This is a genomic window from Arthrobacter sp. 01T414 (genome assembly GCF_056398965.1).
In genome coordinates, this window is the sequence record NZ_JBFTQK010000001.1 from 967,415 (window position 1) to 986,566 (window position 19,152).

The window sequence follows — 19,152 nt, forward strand, 5'->3', positions numbered from 1 at the left end:
GCGTTCCGCCCTGCGTCTCTCCCGTAGACTAAACACGCCGGAATTCGGCAGCTTGAGACTGGGAGCAATTTCACGTGGCATCACTTATCGAAAAACTTCTCCGCACTGGTGACAAAAAGACCCTGCGGCAACTGCGGAACTATGCCGATTCCATCAATGCCCTGGAAAGCTCCTTCCAGACCTTCACCGACGCAGAACTGCGCGAAGAGACGGACCGTCTCCGGGCCCGCCACGCCGACGGCGAGAAGCTCGACGACCTGCTGCCCGAGGCCTTCGCGGCCGTCCGCGAGGCCTCGTCGCGCACCCTGGGGATGCGGCACTTCGACGTCCAGTTGATGGGCGGCGCCGCCCTGCACCTGGGCAACATCGCCGAAATGAAGACCGGTGAAGGCAAGACCCTGGTGGCCACCGCTCCGGCCTACCTGAATGCGCTCACCGGCAAGGGCGTGCACGTCATCACCGTCAATGACTACCTCGCGGAGTACCAGTCGGACCTGATGGGCCGCGTGTACCGCTTCCTCGGCCTGAGCAGCGGCTGCATCCTCGCCAACCAGGACCCCGCCGTCCGCCGCGAGCAGTACGCCTCGGACATCACCTACGGCACCAACAACGAATTCGGCTTCGACTACCTGCGCGACAACATGGCGTGGGACAAGTCCGAACTGGTCCAGCGCGGCCACAACTTCGCCATCGTCGACGAAGTGGACTCCATCCTCATCGACGAGGCCCGCACACCGCTCATCATTTCCGGACCGGCCCAGGGCGACACCAACCGCTGGTACAGCGAGTTCGCCAAGGTGGTGCTGCGCCTGCAGCCCGAGACCGACTACGAGGTCGACGAGAAGAAGCGCACCGTCGGCGTCCTCGAAGCCGGTATCGAGAAGGTCGAGGACTACCTCGGCATCCACAACCTCTACGAGTCCGCGAACACCCCGCTGATCGGCTTCCTGAACAACGCCATCAAGGCGAAGGAACTCTTCAAGCGGGACAAGGACTACGTCATCCTCGACGGCGAAGTGCTGATCGTCGACGAGCACACCGGCCGCATCCTCGCCGGCCGGCGCTACAACGAGGGCATGCACCAGGCGATCGAAGCCAAAGAAGGCGTCGAGATCAAGGCCGAAAACCAGACCCTCGCCACGGTCACGCTGCAGAACTACTTCCGCATGTACGACAAGCTCGCGGGCATGACCGGTACGGCCGAAACCGAAGCCGCCGAGTTCATGAGCACCTACAAGCTCGGCGTCGTCGCGATCCCCACCAACCGGGACATGCAGCGCATCGACCAGCCGGACCTGGTCTACAAGAACGAGACCGTGAAATTCGACGCCGTGGTCAAGGACATCGCCGAACGGCACGAAAAGGGCCAGCCCGTCCTGGTCGGCACCACCAGCGTCGAGAAGAGCGAGTACCTCTCCCGGCTGCTGGCCAAGGAAGGCATCCGCCACGAGGTGCTGAACGCCAAGAACCATGCCCGTGAGGCCTCGATCGTCGCGCAGGCCGGCCGCAAGGCTGCCGTGACGGTCGCGACCAACATGGCCGGCCGCGGTACCGACATCATGCTCGGCGGCAACGCCGAGTTCACCGCCGTCGCCGAGCTGGCCAAGCGCGGGCTGGACCCGGAGGAAAACTCCGAGGAATACGAGGCCGCGTGGCCTGCCGCCCTGGAAGCCGCCAAGCAGTCCGTCAAAGACGAGCACGAGGAAGTCCTGGGCCTCGGCGGGCTCTACGTGCTCGGCACCGAGCGGCACGAATCCCGCCGCATCGACAACCAGCTGCGCGGCCGCTCCGGCCGCCAGGGCGACCCCGGCGAATCCCGGTTCTACCTCTCGCTCACCGATGACCTGATGCGACTGTTCAATTCCGGTGCGGCCGAGCGGCTGATGAACAGCTCGGTGCCGGACGACGTCGCGCTCGAGTCGAAGCTTGTCTCCCGCGCCATCGCCTCGGCCCAAGGCCAGGTGGAAGGACGCAACGCCGAACAGCGCAAGAACGTCCTGAAGTACGACGACGTCCTGAACCGCCAGCGCGAGGCGATCTATGGTGACCGCCGGCGGATCCTCGAGGGCGACGACCTGCACGAAAAGGTCCAGTACTTCCTCGAGGACACGATCACAGCGTTCATCAACGAGGCCACGGCCGAAGGTACCGGCGACGACTGGGACTTCAACCTGCTCTGGTCCAACCTGAAGACCCTGTACCCGGTGAGCTTCTCGCCCCGCGACGTGATCGACGAGGCCGGCGGGAAGTCGCGGATTACCGCCGAGTTCCTGAAGGAAGAGATCCTCTCCGACGCGCGCCTGGTCTACCAGGCCCGCGAAGAGATGATCGGTTCGGAAAGCATGCGTGAGCTTGAGCGCCGCGTGGTTCTCTCCGTGATCGGCCGCAAGTGGCAGGAACACCTCTACGAGATGGACTACCTCAAGGAAGGCATCGGCCTGCGGGCGATGGCCCAGCGCGATCCCCTAGTCGAGTACCAGCGCGAGGGCTTCATCATGTTCCAGGCCATGATGGAGGCCATCCGCGAGGAGAGCGTCGGCTTCCTGTTCAACCTGGAGGTTGAGGTGACCCCCGCGGAAGACGTCGTGGTGGCCGACGCCGCGGGCCAGCACACGGAGCACCACGAGCCGCAGATCCATGCCGCTGGCCTGGAAGCGCCGGAGAAGCCCGCCCAGCTGCAATACACGGCGCCGGGCGAGGACGGCTCGGCCCAGACCCGGGTCGAGGCCAAGTCCTCCGGCCGGTCCGGCAACCCGGCGAAGGCCGCGCAGGAGTCGCCACGCCGCGCCAGCAAGAAGAAGCGCCGCTAGGCCGGAAGCACCAGAGCAGGGCCGGAACGACAGTTCCGGCCCTGCTCTTTTTATCCTTTCCTCCTTTCCCGAAATCCTGGCGCGAATCCTCAGCCKATCTCCAACACGGTGACCCGCCAGACCAGCCTGCTGCGTTCCAGCCGCAGGGCGACGGCGCGGACGCGTAGCTCGTCCGACACCACGGCACTGGCCTCATAGACGTCCTCGGACACCTGGCAGGCGCGGACCGAGCGGACCGCCGGATTCCGGTGCAGGCGCCCGGCCGTGGGCGAAGTGCCCGAGGCGACGCGGCGGGTCAGTGCGGCCCGGTGCTGCAGCGCGGCCAGGCAGCGCTCGTCGAGCCGGCGTGCGAGCTGCTGCGCGGGCCGGGTTCCGGCAAGGACCTCGACGGCAGCCTGCACCGTCGACCGGCAGATCGCGCACACCTCGCGGTCCTGGTCCACCAGCCGCAGCGCCGGAGCGGAAGCGCCTGGCGACGGAGGACGCGGAGTGCGGAAAGCGACGGTCCGCGGACCCGGCGGCGCCAGCGGGAGGTGGACAGCGGCGCCTGCGCGGATACCGGTCATGGGACTCATGGTTCTTCCTTTGCTGTCGTTGATGCGTTCCGGGGTTACTTGATTCAGGCTTTGGGCGGCATCCGAAGGACTTGCCCGGGAAACAGTAGGCCGGGGTCGGCGCCGATGACGTCCCGGTTGGCCTGGTAGAGCCGCGGCCATGCCAGTGCGATGTCGACGTCGGATGCCAGCGGCCCGAGCTCGGCTGCACACAGGCTCCACAGCGAGTCCCCGGACCGGACGGTGACCTCTGCCCTTGCCGACGGCTCCTGGCCGCGCCGAGGGGCTGGCGCCAGGGAGCGGGGGTCCACCGGCGCCGGCGCGGGCGTCCAGTGCGGATCGAGGCCGAGGCTTCGGGGCCCGGCCGTGGGGCGGGGACGGCCCGGCTCGCTGGCAGAAGGACGGGCCGGCGTGGGAGCCGCCGGTCCCGGCCCGGCAGTGGCCACTCCGGCCCCGCCGGGGATCCACTGCGCAGAGACAGCGGCAGCAGGCGTCGGCGCCGGGTCTGCCGGATCCGGGCTGGCGTGGGCCAGCGGCGCGGCAGCGAGCTGGAGTCCCAAGGCGGCCAAGGCCAGCCGGCGCATGAAGGCCGGGCTGAACTTCCCTGCCGCTTCGGCGGAACGGCGGCTGCCGCTTCGCTCGAGCACTGCGGCCCCGAAAGCGATCACGAAGGACAGTGCCCACCAGACGACCACGATTAGTCCGGCGGTGTTGGCGGCGGCCCCGATCTGGTCCTCGAAGGACGCTGACTGGCGTCTCGCGGCCGATAAATGCAGGCGCTGGGCGAGCTGGGCACCTGAGCCTGCAAGGAAAACTCCCAGCACGAGTATTGCCGTGGCCATCGCCGCGTCCGCGCCCAGCCCGCGCCAGTGCCCGGCACCGGAGAATTTCGTGGTTCCCACAACTGCCTCCTCCGCGGGCAACCCCGCTCGTCTTCCGGACAGCCGGCCCGCAGAGCCTCCCGCCATCCTCTTTGATGTTGTTTGCTGCAGTTTGATTTGTTTAAAGCGAGTTTGATCCTCGAAGCAGCCATTTGTCTAGGGCTCTCCGCCGAGAATGTGGATTGACCGCCGTCCGGGGCCGCGCCTACGCTGGCGCCATGCGTTGGGACGAGCTGTTTTCAGACCTGGAGGCGCAGCTTGCCGCCGGGGAGCGCCTGGATCTGGACGCGGAGATAGGAGAGCGGGCACGGGTGGATGCGGCCGCCGTCGAACTGGCGGACCGGCTCCGGGGCTCGCTTGGCCGGCGGATCAGCGTCCACCTGAGCTCCGGGACCGTGTGCGAGGGCACCCTGAGCCACGCGGGCAGCCAGTGGCTGGTGCTAGACGAAGAACGGCACCAGGTCCTGATTCCCTACGCTTCGGCTGTGCGCTATGCCGGACTCTCGCGGCTGGCTGTAGGCGCGGGCACGGCTGTCCGGCAGCGACTCGGACTGGCCAGCGCTCTGCGGGGGCTGGCGCGCGACCGTGCCAACCTGGCCGTGATGGTGTCCCGCGGGGCAGCGGGGGAATCCGTCCTGCATGGCGTCATCGACCGGGTGGGGCGGGACTTCCTTGACCTCGCGGTCACCCCTCCGGGGGAGGAACGGCGGCCCGCGAATGTCAACGGCGTGGCCACCATTCCCTTCGGCGCCCTCTCCGGGCTCCGATCAGTACGCAGCGCCGACGGCTAGGCGCAGCGACTCAGCGGCCCTTGGCCTTGGCTTCGTCGATCATCCGGCTGGCCTCCGCGTACCGCTCCTGGATGTACTGCTCGAGCATGGTTTCCTCGACCCGCCACTGGCCGCGGCCGCCCACCTGGATGGCCTTGAGCTGGCCGCTGCGTACCAGGGCATAGGCGGCAGGAGAGTTGATCTGGAGCTGCTCGGCTACGTCGGCGAGGGTCAGGAATCGGGGCATGCCACCATTTTGCCACCGGTGGTGGCGTTTGGGGACGTTATCCACAATTTGCTGCTGTTTGTCCTGGCATCTTCCCGCGGGGCCGCCGATTCGTGAGAATAGGGTTGTCCGCGCCCGTGGCACGGGCTGCGACTACGGGGGGAGCAGGACGCATGAGCGTGAGCACGGTGACCGGTGGCGCGCGGTTGAAGAAGCCCTCGTGGAAGGATCCGCGGCACCTCATAGGAATCCTGCTGGTGCTGGCATCCGTTGTCGGCGTTGTCTCGATCGTCGCGGCGGCGGACCGGACGACGGAGGCCTACGCCGCCAGCGAGCCGATCGCCGTCGGGGAGAAGCTCTCCCCGGACAAGCTGCACCGGGTCAAAGTCCGGCTGGGCGACGTCGAACAGCAGTACTTCACCCCGGAATCGGGCATGGACGGCGGCCTGGTCGCCGTCCAGCGCATCGGCAAGGACCAGCTCCTGCCGCGCGCAAGCTTCGGCGCGCGGGACTCCCTGGACCGAAAACCGGTCGCCATCACCATTGACGAGGCCTTGCCGTCGCAGGCGGTCGCGGGCTCGCGGGTGGATGTCTGGGTGGCGCTGCCGGACACCCGCAACGGATTCAGCGAGCCCACGCTGTTGCTGCCCGGCGCCGAGATTGCCCAGCTCACCCCTGGGAGCACCGCGCTGGGGTCACAGCGGTCCACCGTGGTGATGGTCCTCGTGCCGGACGGGCAGATGCCTAAACTGCTGGGAGCGCAGGCCAACAAGGCCAAGATCTCCGTCGTCTGGAATCCGGGAGGCACGCCCTGATGGGCATTCCGGTGGTCACCGTGGGCCGGACGCGGGACGACCTGGTCGGCGGCCTCGAGCGGCTTCACGGCCCCGTGTCCGTGGTGAGACGCTGCAGCGAACTCGCCGAACTGCTCGCCGCGTGCCAGACCGGCCTGGCCCGCGCCGCCGTCGTCGCCGAAGGCAGCGGTGAGCTTACCGCTTCGCTGGTAGACCGCCTCTCAGCCGTGGGCGTCGCCGTGGTGGCATTGACCGACAGTCCGGAGGAATCGGCCCGGCTTCGGGGGATCGGTGTGACCGCAGAGGCTCCCGGCGTCGAGGCAGCCGCCCTCGCGGCCCTGATCGCCGGCGCGGTGGCGGAGCTTGCCGGAGCCCGGCCCGGCACCAGTGGCTTCGCCGACCCGTCCGCGGCGCTCGGCGCGCCCACGGGCGCCTCGGCAGTAATGGAACCGGCTGGCCACCGCGCCGGCTCCGGCCCCGTAGGCTCCGACGGCGGCCCCGCAGGCGGCGGCCCCGCCGGCGGCGCCGGTGCCGGTGCCGGTGCCGGGGAACCGGACACTGCCACGGGGACTGGCACGATCATCGCCGTCTGGGGTCCCGCCGGAGCGCCCGGCCGGACGCTGGTGGCCGCCAATATCGCCGGCGAACTTGCGGCGGAGGGCAAGTCCGTATTGCTGGTCGACGCCGACAGCTACGGCGCCAGCATCGCGGCGGTGCTGGGGCTGCTGGATGAGGCGGCCGGGCTCGCGCAGGCCTGCCGGCTGGCGGACCAGGGCCTGCTCGACGGCGCAGCCTTGCTCCGGATCGCGGCCCCGGTATCGATCCGCGCCGGTACCTTCCGCGTCCTGACCGGCATCACGCGCGCCGACCGCTGGACCGAACTTCGGGCGGCGGCCCTCTCGCTGGTTTACGAGCGGGCCCGCGAGATCGCCGAGGTGACCGTGGTCGACGCCGGTTTCTGCCTGGAGGCGGACGAGGAGCTGAGCTTTGACTCGATGGCGCCGCGGCGGAACGCCGCCACGCTGCGCAGCCTGGAGCTGGCCGACGTTGTGTACGCCGTCGGTGCCGCCGATCCGGTGGGGGTCCCGCGGCTGGTGCGCGGACTCGCCGAGCTGGACGCTGCCGTCCCGGGAGCGTGCCCGCGGGTGGTCCTGAACAAGGTGCGGACCTCCGCCGTCGGACGCTCCCCGGAGCGCCAGCTGCGGGAGGCCTGGGCGCGATACGGTCCGGCGGCGCCGCTGGAAGCCTTCCTCCCGTCCGATCCCGCCGCCTGCGACGCAGCCCTGCTGGCCGGTTCGCTGCTGCTCGAGAGTGTGCCGGACTCGGCCCTCCGCAGGGCAATCAGAAACCTTGTTTGTGCACCTGTCCAGCAAAATCGCAGATCCTCTGTCCTTTCTCCCACAGCAAAGCTCCGGCTAAGAGGCTAGGCTCGCCATGAGGGCTGCAACGGTGCGGCCGTGAACTTTTTTGATGGAGGCGTTTGTCGATGTCGTCTGGGTCCAGCGTGGAGGATCAGCCCGTTTCGATTGGTGCCAACGAAGGCTACTTCGGGGACTACTACGAACATCTCGCCGAGGAGGACGCCCGCGCCTACGGTGACGACGTCCTGACCGAGCGGTCCCAAATGCACCTGCAGGTGGCCGCCACCCGACAGCCCGGCGTGGCCAACATTTCGATCTCCGACGAGGCCGAAGCCAGCGTTGTCTACATCGTCACCGATGACATGCCCTTCCTGGTCGACTCAGTCAACACCGAATTGGTCCGGCAGAAGTCCCCGATCCACCTCGTGATCCACCCGCTCTTCGTCGTCACCCGCAACCGCGAGACCGGCAGGCTGGTCAAGGTCTCCCGGGTCCCCTCGCACCTGGGCATCTCCAGCGGCGACACCGCAGCGATGCCCAACCTGTCCCACCTGATCGCCGAGGGGGACAACGCCTCGCACATGGAGTCGTGGATCGCCGTCGAAATTGAACGGGTCGACGACGCCAAGCGTCAGCAGCTGATCGAGGGCCTCACCCGGGTGCTCGGCGACGTCCGAGCCGCGGTCGAGGACTGGCCGAAAATGCGCAACAAGGCGCACGAGATTTCCGATGACCTCGACAAGGTCGCCGACGCCGGCCAGATCGCCGAACTCCGCCAGGCCCAGGAACTGCTCCGCTGGCTGGACGATGGAAACTTCACCTTCCTCGGCTACCGCGAATACGACCTGAAGACCGAATCCGGCGAGGACGTGCTGGAACTCCGGGAGGACAGCGGCCTGGGGCTGCTGCGCAACGGCGCTGACACCCGCCACCAGATCCAGCACCTGACCGAAACCGGCCGGAAGAAGGCGCGCGAGAAGAGGGCGCTGGTAATCACCAAGGCCAATTCCCGCTCCACCGTGCACCGCTCGGCCTACCTGGACTACATCGGCGTCAAGAGCTTCGACGCCGCCGGCAACGTCAACGGTGAGCGGCGCTTCATCGGCCTGTTCGCCACGACCGCCTACGCCGGCTCCGTCCGGGACATCCCGGTGGTCCGCGAAAAAGTCGACGCCGTGCTGCGGGACGCGGGTTTCCCGCCGGACTCCCACTCCGGCAAGGACCTGCTCGGCATCCTCGAGACCTACCCGCGCGATGAGCTCTTCCAGATCGAAGTACCGGACCTGGCCGCCATCACCACCGGCATCCAGCGACTGCAGGAGCGGCGCCGGACCCGACTGTTCCTCCGCCCGGACATCTACGGCCGGTTCATGTCCGCCCTCGTCTACCTGCCCCGCGACCGGTACACCACCAACGTCCGGCTGCGCATCGAGAAGGAACTGCGGGAAACCTTCGACGCCGTGTCGATCGACTATGAGGCCCGGATGACCGAATCCGCCCTCGCCCGGCTGTTCTTCCGGATCCGGCTGCCCAAGGACGCCGACGTCAGCCACGTCAACAGCGACGAGCTGGAGAAGCGCCTGGTCCGTGCCGCCCGTTCCTGGAGCGAAGGCATCGCCGAGGTGCTACGCGCCAGGGCCGGCGCCGACGGCGAAAACGGCGCCAAGGAACTCGCCGGCGTCTGGGCCGAGGCGTTCCCGGCCAGCTACCGCGTCGACTACGAAGTCGAAGACGCCCTTGAGGACATTGCCCGCTTCGAGAAGTACGGCGCCGCCGAGCGCACCGGCGAGCCGGGCGGGGAGCGGCCGGGCGTGCACGTCTACCTGCCCCAGGGCGCCGGCGCGACACTGGAGGAGGACGCCCGGGTCAAGCTGTACATGCTCGAGCCCAAGAGCCTGAGCCAGATCCTGCCGTACTTCCACAACCTCGGCCTCGAGGTCCTGGACGAGCGCCCCTTCGAGATCGAAACGGCCGACCACCGCGACTTCTTCCTCTACGACCTCGGCCTGAAGTACCCGGCTGGGGTGGACCCGGAGCGCACCGGCGACTTGCTCGGCGAGTCCTTCGGGGCGGCCGTGTCCGGCGTCGTGGAATCGGACAGTTTCGACCGCCTGGTGCTGCGCGAGGGCATGCACTGGCGCCAGGTGATTGTGCTGCGCGCCTACGCCAAGTACATGCGGCAGATGGGCAACACCAACTCCTTCGAATTCATGGCGGACACGCTGCTGGCCAACCCTGACGTGGCCCGCGGCCTGAACGCGCTCTTCGCTGCCCGCTTCGACCCCGCGCTGCCGGAGGGCGAACGCGAACAGCGCCAGGAACAGGTCGTCGCCAGCCTGGACAAGGCCATCGAGCAGGTTGCCACGCTCGACGCCGACCGGGTGCTGCGCACCTTCAAGAACCTCATCCAGGCCACGCTGCGGACTAACTTCTACCAAAACAAGACGCACGTCAGCTTCAAGCTGGACCCCTCCGGCATCAACGGTCTGCCGTTCCCGCGGCCGATGTTCGAGATCTGGGTCTACTCGCCCCGGGTCGAGGGCGTGCACCTGCGCTTCGGCAAGGTGGCCCGCGGCGGGCTCCGCTGGTCGGACCGCCGGGAAGATTTCCGCACCGAAATCCTGGGCCTGGTGAAGGCACAGACCGTCAAGAACGCCGTGATCGTGCCGACCGGCGCCAAGGGCGGCTTCTACGCCAAGCAGCTTCCGGACCCCACTGTGGATCGCAACGCCTGGATGGCTGAAGGTATCGAGAGCTACAAGACCTTCATCAGCGGTCTGCTGGACCTCACGGACAACCTGGTCACCACCCCGGACGGCGAGCGGCTGGTGCCCCCGGCCGACGTCGTGCGGCACGACGGCGACGACTCCTACCTCGTCGTTGCGGCCGACAAGGGAACCGCCTCCTTCTCCGACATTGCCAACGGACTGTCCGCCGAGTACGGCTTCTGGCTCGGCGACGCCTTCGCTTCCGGCGGCTCCGTTGGCTACGACCACAAGGCGATGGGCATCACCGCCCGCGGCGCCTGGGAATCGGTCAAGCGCCACTTCAGCGAGCTGGATCTGGACACGCAGGCCGAACCGTTCACCGTCGTCGGCGTCGGCGACATGTCCGGCGACGTCTTCGGCAACGGCATGCTGCTCTCGCGGCACATCCGGCTGCTCGCCGCGTTCGACCATCGGCACATCTTCCTGGACCCGAACCCGGACGAGGCCGCCTCGTTCGCGGAGCGGCAGCGGCTCTTCGAGCTTCCCCGCTCCTCCTGGGATGACTACGACAAGTCGCTGATCAGCGAAGGCGGCGGCGTATTCGCCCGCCAGGCCAAGTCCATTCCCGTGTCCGCGCAGGTCCGGGTTGCGCTGGGCCTGCCGGAAGGCACCACCCGGCTCAGCCCGCCGGAACTGCTCCGTTCGATCCTGCTGGCGCCGGCCGACCTGCTCTACAACGGCGGCATCGGCACCTATGTCAAGGCGAGCACCGAGACCAACGCCGAGGTTGGCGACAAGGCCAACGACGCCATCCGCGTCGACGGCCGCGAGCTTCGGGTCAAGGTCGTCGGCGAAGGCGGCAACCTGGGCATGACCCAGCGCGGCCGGATCGAGGCCGCCCTGCAGGGCGTCATCCTCAACACGGACGCCATCGACAACTCGGCCGGCGTGGACTGCTCCGACCACGAGGTCAACATCAAGATCTTCGTGGACCGCATGGTCGCCGCCGGCAAGCTGGATCCGGCCGAACGCGCGGAGTTCCTCTCCTCGATGACCGACGAGGTCGGCCGTCTGGTGCTCGAGGACAACATCGACCAGAACATCCTGCTGCTCAACGACCGGATGCGGGTTGCCGAATGGAGCCCCAGCTACGAGCGGCTGATGGACTGGCTGGAGAAATCCGCCGATCTCAAGCGTGAACTGGAGGCACTGCCCACCACCGAGACGCTGCGCGAGCGCCTCGAGCAGGGCCAGGGGCTGACCTCGCCGGAACTGTCCGTGCTGGCCGCCTACGCCAAGATCGAACTCGCGACCGCGCTGCGCGACAGCGACCTCGCGGAGGACCCCTGGTTCCGCGAGACGCTCCGGGCCTACTTCCCGAAGCAGCTGCGGGAACGGTTCGACGCCGAACTCGACACCCACCCGCTGCGCCGCGAAATCATCGCGACCGTCGTCGCCAACGACATGATCAACATGGGCGGCATCACCTTCGCGTTCCGCGCCATGGAGGAAACCTCCGCCACCGAGGCCGCCGTGGCCAAGGCGTTCGTCGCCCTCCGTGAGGTCTACGAGCTGAACATCATGGTCGCGGAACTGAACGAGCTGCCGGCGTCGTTCCCGACCGAGCACTGGAGCACCGTCCACCTGGACATCCGCAGGCTCCTCGACCGCGCCGTCCGCTGGGTCCTGAGCCAGGGCAACGCCGCGCGACCGATCGCCGAGATCGTGGCCGAGTTCAAGCCGCTGATGGATCCGATGCGTGCCCGGCTGCTGGACTACCTGCGCGGCGACGACCGCGAGCGGGTATCCCAGTGGCTCGAAAAGGCCCGCAGCTGGGACCTCCCCGAGGACCTGGCGCACCGCTGGGCCGAGTTGTTCGAAAGCTTCGTGCTGCTGGACATCGCCAAGATCGTGCACGTCAGCCCGGAGCCGGTGGAGAACATCGCGCACGTCTACTACACCGTCTTCAACCGCTTCCACGCCGATTCGCTGCTCGAGCGCATCACCAAGCTGCCGAGGAAAGACCGCTGGCAGGCTCTGGCCCGTGCGGCCCTCCGCGACGACCTGTACTCGACCGTCTCGGACATGACGACGGCGGTCCTGGAAGCGACGCCGTCGGACATGCCGGCGGAAGAGCGGCTCGTGGCCTGGGAGGGCCAAAACGTGGAGCAACTGGGACGGGCGAAGAGCATGTTCGACGAAGTGAACGCCCTCGAGGCCGATGACATGGCCTCGCTCTCGGTAGCATTGAGGCTCTTGAGGTCAATCGTCCGACGCTAAGGGCTGCCGGCCCCGCGTCGCAAATGGAGGTGCTGTGGCAATCTTTACGGACCCTATCAGGGAGCATGCTGATTTCGGGCCGGGGGATGCCGAGTGGCTGCACCTGCTCGTGGGGGACTGGCAGATGGTCGCTGACCTTGCCTTTGCCGACCTCGCCCTGTGGTTTCCGCACCCCGAGCTTGGCTACGTGGCGCTGGCCCACGTCCGCCCCTCCACCACGCATACGGTGTTCCATGCCGACTTCGTGGGGGAGGGGATCCGCTCGGACCTGCTGAGGCTCGTGGACAAGGCCTGGGAAAGCCGCACCATCGAACGCTCCAACGAGACCAACTGGAGCAGCGACATGGCGATGCGGGTCGAGGCCGTGCCGATGGTCCGCAACGGCCGGACGCTCGCGATCGTGACCTCGCACATGGACCTGTCCAGCTCCCGAATGCCCTCGCGGCTCGAACTGACCTACCGGCAGTGCGCCTACGACCTGCTGCGGATGGGCACCCTGGGGCTCTGGCCGGATTTTGCCTCGCCCACCGGCTCCCGCCGCGGCGCACCGCGCGTCGGCGACGGCCTGATCCGGCTCGACGCCGAAGGGATCGTGCAGTACGCGAGCCCTAACGGCGTCTCCGCCTTCCGCCGGCTCGGCGACGGCGAGTCGCTGGAGGGCCGCTCCCTCGCGGAAGTCACGGCGGGCCTGCTGCGGGACCGGCGGATGGTGGACGAGACCCTGCCCCTGGTGGTCACCGGGCGCATGCCGTGGCGCAGCGAGATCGAGTCCCGCGGCGTCAGCCTGTCGCTCAGGGCGATTCCTTTGCGGGACGAACAGCAGCGCTTCGGCGCCCTCGTGCTGTGCCGCGACGTCTCCGAGCTCCGCCGGCGGGAGATGGAACTCGTCACCAAGGACGCCACCATCCGCGAGATCCACCACCGGGTCAAGAACAACCTGCAGACCGTCGCGGCGCTGCTGCGCATGCAGTCGCGCCGGATGGTCAGCGACGAGGCCAAGCAGGGACTCGAACAGGCCATGCGCCGGGTGGCGACCATCGCGCTGGTGCACGAAACACTGTCGCAGGGTCTGACCCAGAGCGTTGATTTCGACGAGCTGATCGGGCGCCAGTTCCGACTCTCAGCCGAGGTGGCCTCGCCCTCGCAGCAAGTGAAGACCCAGCGCTCCGGCCTGTTCGGGGAGCTGCCGAGCGACTTCGCGACGCCGCTTGCCCTCGTCATCAACGAGCTCGTGACCAACGCCGTCGAGCATGGGCTCGAGGGAAGGGCCGGGACGGTGTGGCTGCTCGCCGACCGGTCCGAGAGCGAGGACGGAGACGAGCTGCTCACCGTGACGGTGGCGGACGACGGCGTCGGGCTCCCGGCCGGGTCTTACACCGAAGGACTGGGCCTGCAGATTGTGCGCACCCTCGTGACGAGCGAGCTCGGCGGCAGTATCCAGTGGAAGCCGCGGGAGGGCGGGGGAACCGCGGTGCAGGTGGTTCTCAGCCTCGCCGCCCGCTGAGCTTCACGCACACTCCCGGATTAAACGGTCAATGGCCTCGGACCAGTCGGTCCGAGGCCATTGCTATCCGTTGTTGCTATTGGTTCGCCCAGAGGCGGAAGTTTAGGACGCGCGGCGGGCGCGGGCTGCGCGGCGCTTCAGGGCCCGGCGTTCGTCTTCGCTCATGCCGCCCCACACGCCGGCATCCTGGCCGGATTCGAGGGCCCACTGGAGGCAGGTGTCCACAACGGGGCAGCGCCGGCAGACGCTTTTTGCTTCCTCGATCTGCAGGAGGGCGGGGCCGGTGTTTCCGACGGGGAAGAACAGCTCCGGGTCCTTGTCAAGGCACGCTGCGCGGTTACGCCAATCCATGCTGATCAGTAACTCCATTCCTGGGAATTCATTAAATGCCCTTTGTGAAATTATTCACTAGAGGCTTCATAAGAAAGGGGCCCTGTGGGCCCCCTCGGTCATCTGGATTAAGCGTGTCATGTTAACGCCGTGTAAACAAGGGGTATTTGCGGAACAAATGCCGCCAAATCGTGAGCGATGCATCACATTGGCTGGCGGAACCCCCAATTCTGTTCGACTATGTCCGGTAGGGTGCCAGTGTGTCAAGACCCCCAGTGAACCCCGCCGATCCCGCCGAGCCGCAGCCCGAGGGTCCGGAAACAAATGGCCCGGCTCCCGCTGCCGCCCCCCGACCTGCCGGGATCAGCGTCATTTCGATCATCACGGCTTTGGAGGCCGCGGCGCTGCTGGTGGCTGCAGGCTGGTACGGATTCCAGCTGCTGACCGGCGCACCGGTCCTGTCCTTCTGGGGCGCAATCTTTACGCTCGGCCTGCTGCTGGCTTTTTCGGCCTGGCTTTTCGCCGTGAGCCTCTTCCTCTTCCGCGGGTACCGCTGGCCGAGGGCCGGCGCGCTGGTGGCCCAGCTATTCATGCTCACCATCGGCTTCCCGACTCTGACCGGCGGCTACCCCCTGGCCGGACTGGCCATGCTGCTGCCGGCGGCCCTTGCCATCATCCTGTTGTTCGACAAGCGCGTCATTGCCTTCGCGTCCCGTCCGGGCGGTTCAAGCCGGGCCCTCTAGTCGGCCGGCCCGCCCAGCCCGCGGGTGCTCGGGGAAGGTGAAGGCTCCGGGGCCGCCAATTGCACCGCTGCGGGACAACCATCCAGTGGAACGAGTGCGCGGCCGGGCGGCGGGCTGGACTCGGCCTCGACCCGGACACCGAACAGTTCACCGTCCATCGGGCTCCGGGGGCCGATCAGGATCCAGCTGCCCTGGCCCCGGGCGTGGAGTGCCAGCGGGACGCGTTGCTGGACCGCGGGGTTGAAGCCTGCCGTCAGCACCACCGCCCAGCCCAGGCTATTGAGCTCCAGCAGCCTCAGGTTGGCGTCCGTGCCCAGGAGATCCGCGTCGTCCACCACCGCGACCGACCCCGGCTGGAGACATCCGCCCCGTGCCCGATCCAGGATGGCGGACCAATACCTGTCCGGATCCTCGTCCGCAGCTGGGCGCAGCCAGGATGCGGAAGGGTTGAGCCCCGGTAGCGCCTGAACGAGGGACGTCTTGCCCGCGCCCGGCCCGCCCAGGACAGCCAAGACTGCAGCCGGTGGCAGTGGGATGCCGACCGGGCCGAGTTCATCCCCGCCTACCCCGATCCAAAGGCGCGCGCCCTTCGCCGGGGGCGCAGGGTGAATGGTCTCCGGGCCGATCCGGGCACGGACTTCGGCCACGGTCACCCGCACTGGAAGCGGTTCAACCCGGAACGGCCGTACTGCGGGACGCTCGCGCGGAAGCCCGATGGGCCGCGGCCCCGATCCTGAAGCCGGCGGCTCATAGAGCTGGGCCGCATGCGGGGCCGTTTCGGCGAACGGACCGGCAACGGCCACCCTGCCGGGGATGGCCGGAAGGTCCGGTAGCCGTGGCCAGCCATACCGGCCTTCCTCCGTTGTTCCGGCGGGGAAGAAGATGCGGTTGGGAAGCGCCGCAAAAAACCGTGCGGCTACCAGTTCGCGTGCGCCGGAGACGACCGCGGTTACACCCGCGGCGGGACCGTCCCTGATGATGTCGTGAACGAGGTCCTCGGCCCACGCGAGGGGACCGGCCCGGAAGGCTGACATCCACGACCCCCAGTTCTCTATCACGAGGACCAATGCCGGGGCGTCCGATGCTCTTGCGGGAGCCAGCCGGCTGCGGACTTCCTCAGCCAGGCGTTCCAGGACCCGGACAGCCCGGCGCAGCTCATGGGCGCCGGCCCACGCGCCGACCCTGGGTGAGGCAGCTGCGCCGTGCAGCGAGCCATCCGCGTCGAGGATATACAGATGCGATTCGGCCGCGTCATCAAGTATCCGGTCCACAACATGCTCCAGGGCCTCTGCCGGTCCGGTCGGCATCCCGCTCGCGCCGCCTCCGATAAGGGCGAGGTGGCCGTGTCCGGGCGCGAACCAGCGGAGCTCACGCAGTCGCTGCTCCTCCGGCACATCAACCATCCCCAGCAGCACACCGGGCCGGGGTGCCGCTGTGCCGGTGTTCTGTCGCGGGAAGGGGAGCGACCGCGCCAGCGGTTCAGCCACCGGGCGGCGGGGGAGCGTGCAGCCGGGCTCTTCCCAGAGCCCTGCCGTCAGGCGGACCAAGGGCGCAGCGGTCCGCGCCGGAGCAATCTCGGCGGACCGCTGCAATCCGGCTCCGAGGGCGGCCCGCCCCTGCTCCAGCAGAGCCGCGGCCTCGGTGATGGTCACGACGTTGTTGCCTGCAGGCGGGCACGGGGGAGCCATGGTGGCGGTCTGGAATTCCTCTGGTTCGCCGCTGCCGCGTACCAGGTAGGCCCGCCCCGGACTTCCAAGCGGTATGGCGGCCGCGTGCCGTGAGTTCATGATGTCGGCGGACTCAAGGTCCGACTGGACCCTCAGCACGATGCTGCTGGTGACGTTGGCCCGGATGTCCGCGCTGAGCGCGCCTTGCGGCCGTTGTGTGGCCATCACCAGGTGGATTCCCAGGGAGCGCCCAATAACCGCAATCCGCATGAGCTCCCTTAGCGCCGCCGGGGCTTCCTCCACGAGCATCCGGAATTCGTCTATCACCAGCACCAGATGCGGAAGCACGGGCAACCCGGGGGCGGGCAGGGGGTAAGCGGCCAGGTCGGGCACGCCGGCTGAGGCAAGCAGTTCTTCGCGGTGGCGCACTTCCGCGCGCAGCGAGGCGAGGCTCCGCTCCACCTCGTGGCTGGCTAAATCGGTCAGCATCCCGACGCAGTGCGGCAGGCCGGTGAACGGTCCCAGCCCGGAACCGCCCTTGAAATCGACGAAGAGCATAGTGACGAGGTCCGGCGGGTAGCTGGCTGCCAGCGCGGCCACGAGGGTGCGCAGGAACTCCGACTTGCCGGACCCGGTTGTCCCGGCCACGAGCAAGTGCGGGCCGTCCGCCTGCAGGTCCAGGTGCAGTGGCCCGGACGCCGCCCGGCCGACAGGAACGGACAGCCCGCGCGGAGACCGGCCGCCGCCCAGAGCCCACCGCTCCTTCACCTCAGCGGCCGAAAGAGGCAGGAGATCGGAAAGGCTGCAATCGTGCGGGATGGGTGCCGCAGCGTTGTCCGGGTCGCTCTGCTGCCAGCCCGCGCGGCGGCAGAAGCGGTCGAAGACATCCTCCGGGACAAGGTCAGGGTCGAAGGAGGTTTCTGCCCGGCCGGAGGTGAGGACGGCTCGGCGCTCGCCAAGCACCACCGACTGGCCGTCAGCGGCCGGCTCGCCGGCGGAACAGTCAAGGACCTGCCAGCCGTTCCGGACCGCAGCGGAGCTGATCGCCGGGGTGCTTCCGGTTCCGGCGACGATGATCAGCACGCCCCGGTCACAGCCGGGTCCGGGACCGGCATCAAGCTGCGCGGCGGTGACCGGATCGCTGGCGGACAGGGCAACCCGCCCCAGGAAGCGGGCCGCGAGCGGCAAGGACGCGCTTGGGCCATGCAGTAGCACCCGGGTTCGGCGTGCACGGGGGTAGCTCGCAAGCTGCATGACCAGGAAACGGATCAGCCCCGCGAGGGAATCCGCCGGGCCACGGAGTCCGGTCGGCTCCGAAGGGTCCAAACACACCGGGACGGGGCCCACGGACGGGATACGGAACCCCGCCTCGTCCGGGTCCCAAAGGATTCTCGCGTCTGCCGGGGCCAGCCCAAGCCGTAGCCACACTGGCCCGGTTTCGGCGTCCGAACCACCGCCTAATTCCGGTGCCCGGGCATCGATGACCAGATCGGCCGCAGACGGCGCGGCCCGCCGTCGTCGGTCGCGGTCTTCGTCAACTGCGGCGGCAACTACCACTTTGAGCTCCCGACGCCGTCGTCGACCGGCCGCCGCCGGTACCAGCAGGGACACGGCCGGGAGAACGGAGAAAGCCAGGAACACCCAGGTTCCGGTGCCAATGGCAAGGGCAGCCCCCACGGCCAAGGGCAGGACCGCGGTGAGCAGGAGCGCGGCGCCATTTGCCGGGGACCCCGGACTGGGGATCCGCAGTGGCTCCGTCGTGTCGCCGCCGGCCTCGGCCCGGAATGGTCCGGAGCCCTCGCCCCGCCCTCCTGTGCGCCCGCCGCGGAAAACCAAACCCAGTGTCGACTGGCCGCAGCCGATGATGGCATCGCTTGAGATCCGTGCGCTGTCGGCCCGCTTGCCGTCGACGGTGGTTCCATTGGCGCTGCCCAGATCGGTCAGGGTGACGCCAACATCCGTGACCTCCAGCCGGGCATGTTCCCGGGACAGTTCAGGGTCGGGAAGCAGCAGTTCAGTCCCGGCGCGGCCCACGCGGTAATGTCCGCGGCGCAGCGGAAGCACCTTGCCGGCTCCCGGGCCGCTTAGGACGGCGAGAAGCAAGGCAGGGCCGGAGAATGAAGCGGCCACGGAGCCGCCGTCGGAGGCCCGACGGCAGTCCCCGCCGTCCACCAAGACTGCGCCGTTGACCAGCGGGGAGTGGCCGGCCGTCAGGCTGTTGATGGGAAATCCGTTGACGGTCAGCCCAAGCGTGCCGAACTTCCTGGCCATAGCCGCCTCCAGTTCAGACCCCGCGCAGCCTGCCGGCAGTTCGACGGAGAGTTCAACCGGTGCCCCCGCCAGCGCGGCGGCCGGCCCTCGGACCAGGGTGCACTGAAGCAACATCGCTTGGCTCCTTTCTGTGGACGGGCGGAAGAGGGACACCGGGTGCCCGCGTCAAGCCCGCGCTAAGCTCACGCTAGGAAGCGGCCGGGCCCCCGCAGGCCACCGAATCCGGCCATGTGGAAAAGAAGCCGATGTGGAA

At 68.3% G+C, this 19,152-nt stretch carries 12 protein-coding genes; 7 read left to right on the forward strand and 5 right to left on the reverse strand.

Annotated features, from left to right (window positions below; all coding sequences use genetic code 11):
* Positions 1–74 precede the first annotated feature (74 nt).
* Positions 75–2,810 (forward strand): preprotein translocase subunit SecA, encoded by a 2,736-nt coding sequence (gene secA, locus AC1DK9_RS04545; protein ID WP_476915123.1) that lies wholly within the window; start codon positions 75–77, stop codon positions 2,808–2,810.
* 89 nt (positions 2,811–2,899) lie between these two features.
* On the opposite strand, the gene AC1DK9_RS04550 is transcribed toward secA, so the two are convergent.
* Both AC1DK9_RS04550 and AC1DK9_RS04555 read right to left on the reverse strand, forming a co-directional pair.
* The gene (locus AC1DK9_RS04550) at positions 2,900–3,385 is read right to left on the reverse strand and encodes an Rv3235 family protein (protein WP_476863125.1); all 486 of its coding nucleotides are present in this window, start codon (positions 3,383–3,385) and stop codon (positions 2,900–2,902) included.
* Positions 3,386–3,429: 44 nt separating this feature from the next.
* Positions 3,430–4,266, reverse strand: coding sequence for a LysM peptidoglycan-binding domain-containing protein (locus AC1DK9_RS04555; RefSeq protein WP_476915124.1), 837 nt, complete (start codon positions 4,264–4,266; stop codon positions 3,430–3,432).
* A gap of 197 nt (positions 4,267–4,463) precedes the next feature.
* Here AC1DK9_RS04555 and AC1DK9_RS04560 point away from each other — a divergent pair, with 197 nt between their 5' ends.
* Positions 4,464–5,036 (forward strand): hypothetical protein, encoded by a 573-nt coding sequence (locus AC1DK9_RS04560; protein ID WP_476915125.1) that lies wholly within the window; start codon positions 4,464–4,466, stop codon positions 5,034–5,036.
* Positions 5,037–5,046: 10 nt separating this feature from the next.
* On the opposite strand, the gene AC1DK9_RS04565 is transcribed toward AC1DK9_RS04560, so the two are convergent.
* On the reverse strand, positions 5,047–5,262 hold the full coding sequence (locus AC1DK9_RS04565) for a helix-turn-helix domain-containing protein (protein WP_441402321.1): 216 nt from the start codon (positions 5,260–5,262) through the stop codon (positions 5,047–5,049).
* Positions 5,263–5,414: 152 nt separating this feature from the next.
* Here AC1DK9_RS04565 and AC1DK9_RS04570 point away from each other — a divergent pair, with 152 nt between their 5' ends.
* Genes AC1DK9_RS04570 through AC1DK9_RS04585 form a run of 4 tightly spaced genes read left to right on the forward strand, consistent with a single transcriptional unit; the run spans position 5,415 to position 13,888 of the window.
* On the forward strand, positions 5,415–6,056 hold the full coding sequence (locus AC1DK9_RS04570; RefSeq protein WP_476915126.1) for a CpaB family protein: 642 nt from the start codon (positions 5,415–5,417) through the stop codon (positions 6,054–6,056).
* The gene (locus AC1DK9_RS04575) at positions 6,056–7,462 is read left to right on the forward strand and encodes a CpaE/TadZ family protein (protein WP_476915127.1); all 1,407 of its coding nucleotides are present in this window, start codon (positions 6,056–6,058) and stop codon (positions 7,460–7,462) included. Before AC1DK9_RS04570 ends, AC1DK9_RS04575 begins: the two co-directional genes overlap by 1 nt.
* Positions 7,463–7,521: 59 nt before the next feature.
* On the forward strand, positions 7,522–12,384 hold the full coding sequence (locus AC1DK9_RS04580; protein WP_476915128.1) for an NAD-glutamate dehydrogenase: 4,863 nt from the start codon (positions 7,522–7,524) through the stop codon (positions 12,382–12,384).
* Positions 12,385–12,418: 34 nt separating this feature from the next.
* Positions 12,419–13,888, forward strand: coding sequence for a sensor histidine kinase (locus tag AC1DK9_RS04585; protein WP_476863131.1), 1,470 nt, complete (start codon positions 12,419–12,421; stop codon positions 13,886–13,888).
* A 102-nt stretch (positions 13,889–13,990) separates the two neighbouring features.
* Here the strand turns inward: AC1DK9_RS04585 and AC1DK9_RS04590 are convergent, their stop codons facing one another.
* Complete coding sequence (locus AC1DK9_RS04590) at positions 13,991–14,239, reverse strand: WhiB family transcriptional regulator (protein ID WP_003804966.1); 249 nt, start codon at positions 14,237–14,239, stop codon at positions 13,991–13,993.
* A gap of 239 nt (positions 14,240–14,478) precedes the next feature.
* On the opposite strand from AC1DK9_RS04590, the gene AC1DK9_RS04595 reads away from it, so the two are divergent.
* A complete protein-coding gene (locus AC1DK9_RS04595; protein WP_476915129.1) occupies positions 14,479–14,961 on the forward strand; it encodes a hypothetical protein in 483 nt (160 codons plus the stop codon).
* Here the strand turns inward: AC1DK9_RS04595 and AC1DK9_RS04600 are convergent.
* Complete coding sequence (locus AC1DK9_RS04600) at positions 14,958–19,013, reverse strand: FtsK/SpoIIIE domain-containing protein (RefSeq protein WP_476915130.1); 4,056 nt, start codon at positions 19,011–19,013, stop codon at positions 14,958–14,960. The two genes, AC1DK9_RS04595 and AC1DK9_RS04600, sit on opposite strands and share 4 nt — an antisense overlap.
* Positions 19,014–19,152: the final 139 nt, after the last annotated feature.